This is a genomic window from Veillonella dispar, assembly GCF_937975875.1.
Classification (GTDB): domain Bacteria; phylum Bacillota; class Negativicutes; order Veillonellales; family Veillonellaceae; genus Veillonella; species Veillonella dispar_B.
Window position 1 is genome coordinate 1 of the sequence record NZ_CALJSP010000176.1, and the last position, 2,953, is coordinate 2,953.

At 35.4% G+C, this 2,953-nt stretch carries 2 protein-coding genes; both read left to right on the top strand.

Annotation, left to right across the window (positions count from 1 at the left end; genetic code table 11):
- Window positions 1-136: 136 nt before the first annotated feature.
- Entirely contained in the window at window positions 137-706 is a 570-nt protein-coding gene (locus tag Q7P05_RS08735) for a ComEA family DNA-binding protein (RefSeq protein WP_303931684.1), read from the top strand.
- The gene (locus Q7P05_RS08740; RefSeq protein ID WP_303931685.1) at window positions 663-2,885 is read left to right on the top strand and encodes a ComEC/Rec2 family competence protein; all 2,223 of its coding nucleotides are present in this window, start codon (window positions 663-665) and stop codon (window positions 2,883-2,885) included. The genes Q7P05_RS08735 and Q7P05_RS08740 overlap by 44 nt, the downstream gene beginning before the upstream one ends.
- Window positions 2,886-2,953: the final 68 nt, after the last annotated feature.

The window sequence follows — 2,953 nt, forward strand, 5'->3', positions numbered from 1 at the left end:
GCTCAAACTTCTTTAGAAAATTCATGAATACTCCTTTTATTCGACATCAATTATAAAAGTCCTGCTTATGTGACCAATAGAGTCAACGATAGGACTTTAGTATTTTATAGGGGAATCCTTCAGTAGGAGGTGCACTATGAAATATAAATTGAAGCCGTATATGATAATTATATTAATCCTATGTATTTTAGTAGGAATTTATTTCCTATGGACTATTATAACAGATGAAAGCGATTCTGTCCTAGCTGAAGGGGGTATAGATGGAAATTCTTCTATATCTACTGTAGAACAACAGCCTAATAAACCAATCGCTTATATAACAGGTGCAGTCGCTTCACCTGGTTTATATGAGCTTGAAAGCTCAGCTACTGTAGGTGATATTGTTAAGCTAGCAGGAGGACTATTACCGTATGCAGATGTAGAGTCGGTAAATATGGCTAAGCCAGTTACTGCAGGTGATCATATCCATGTAGTATTTAACTTTCACGGTAATCCTGAAGTGTTATTGCGTGGTAATAAGATAAACATAAACTCTGCCACTGCAAAAGAATTAGACTCTCTGCCAGGTATAGGCCCTGCCATGGCTAAAAGAATTGAGGAATATCGTTCACAAAAAGGCCCCTTTACTTCCGTTGAAGGTATCAAGGGGGTGAAGGGCATTGGTGACGGCGTATTTAAGAAAATTAAAGACAAAATTACAATTTAACAATCAAAATTGTAATCACGAAGGTATGCCACTACATACAAATATTATTGATCGTACAAAAGTGGTGTTAACTCATAGTCAATGGGCACATGTTATATTAGGATCTATCATTATAGGAACAATACTAGGGTATGGAAATTATTTTCCTGTACTCAATCAAATGCACTACATCTTTGCTATAGGGATAGCCATTATAGGTGTCGGTGTTTTTAAAGCCTTACAATCGGCTAATTGGTGGAGCTCACTTGGTAAGTTAATAGTTTTTGTGTCCCTTTTTATAGGACTATCGTATTACCAAACAGATTTACGGATTATACATTTTAATAGCTATACATCATATTATTTGCACCAAGAAGGAGAATATCTTGGTACGGTTGTAATTGCTCCTGAAAGAGTAAATTTGAACGGACAGGAGTATTACAAATATACCATTGAAATCCATAGCTTACATCCTTATAAAGATACTGCCAAAAATGATTATATTAATGCACAGGGAAGGTTACAGGTATATTCAAAGGTGTCTACCACCAAACATCCCATACGACTAGGGGAATATGCAGTTGTAGAAGGTACCCCAAAGTCCTTATTTCTTATCGAAGAGGAAGGTCGTATTAATCTTCGTGGCCGATATATGAGTTCCAATACTCGAGGACGTATCTATGATGGTGTATATAGAGTTGCGAGTCATAAAGATTTACAAGCATTTCACTTTAAAGAAACCTATTCTGAAGAACTATATAGGAAACTCTTATTTATTTGTGGATTAATACGAGAGTCTATAGATAAAACTATTTCTAATTATCTAGAGGGTCCACAACATGTATTAGCACAATCATTAGCTTTAGGTGGCCATTATAGTGAGCTAGGGGAAGATACAATGAAGGATTTTTCCTACACAGGACTTATCCATATTTTATCCATATCAGGTTCACATATTGCTCTCTTGTTAGCATTGGTATATGGACTGGGACGACTTATTAAATTAAGAAAACGAACCAGTTTGATTATGGGAATTTTAGTGGCCTGTATGTATTGTGGTGTCGTTGGTGGCGATGCGCCTGTTGTACGGGCAACGATAATGAGCATACTCATGTGTATGGCTTACATAAAAGGTCGATTATATCAAGCTAAGCAAGCATTATGCATATGTGCCATACTATGTTTAGTATATGATCCTTTTTCTATATTTGATGTAAGCTTTCAGCTATCGTTTGGTGCAACCTATGGTTTGCTTATATGGGGGAAAGTATTATATGAACGCATTCAATGGCTACCAAAATGGATTAAAACACCGCTTGTGTTATGTGTATCGGCACAGTTGCTCATCATGCCGCTACAGCTGTATTACTTTCACTATATTAGTATTGCTAGTTTGTTAGCAGCTTGCATAGTAGCACCTATATTAGATATATCCATCATTTTAATCTTTATAAGCACTGTTATTAGCTATGTAATGTCTATATCGTTTCTATGGTCTTTGATAGATGCACTATTACGCATATCGTTATATTTAAATCATGTCCTAGGGCGTAGTGGTAGTTTACTTTGGCTTGGTATGATGCATCTTTATTGTGTTTATGTATATTATACTTTACTAGGTCTGTTTACGTACTTTTTGACAAATAAGAAGGAGTATACTGTATATGTAGTGATGTCCTTATTATGCATGGTTGCAGCCTATGGTGTTTCATACTATGTGACTCATCATAACAAGAATACGTTAATCCATTATATTCCTATGAAACAGTGTAATGTGCTGCTGTGCATAGCACCAAACCATGAACAGGCATATTTGTTAATCGACGCACCAGATTATATTAAAACGATACCTAATGAAAGACAAATTAATCAAACTATTAGGGCATATGGCATGAATCCTAGAATGGTAAAAGTTAAGTACTTTCACAGTAACGGTTTGGCAAGGGTAATATATAAAAATGGTATGAGCCAAATAGTCGTATATAATGGACAAAGTAGAGAAAAAAATCTAAAATTAAATGATAAGGCTAATGTTTTATTTATAACGAGTCGATTTAGTGTAATGCATGAAATTGATCGTATTTCACCGCGTAGTACGGTTTTGTTTAGTAGTCCTCATGGTGCTTTACGCGATGTGGATCCATCATCAGAACATATGTATATAATGGGATACAGCTTTATTAAAGATATCTATCTGTGAAAGGAGGGAACATGGCACATATTCAACTCATCTATGGCGACGAACCACAATTAATTGAAGAAGAAAAA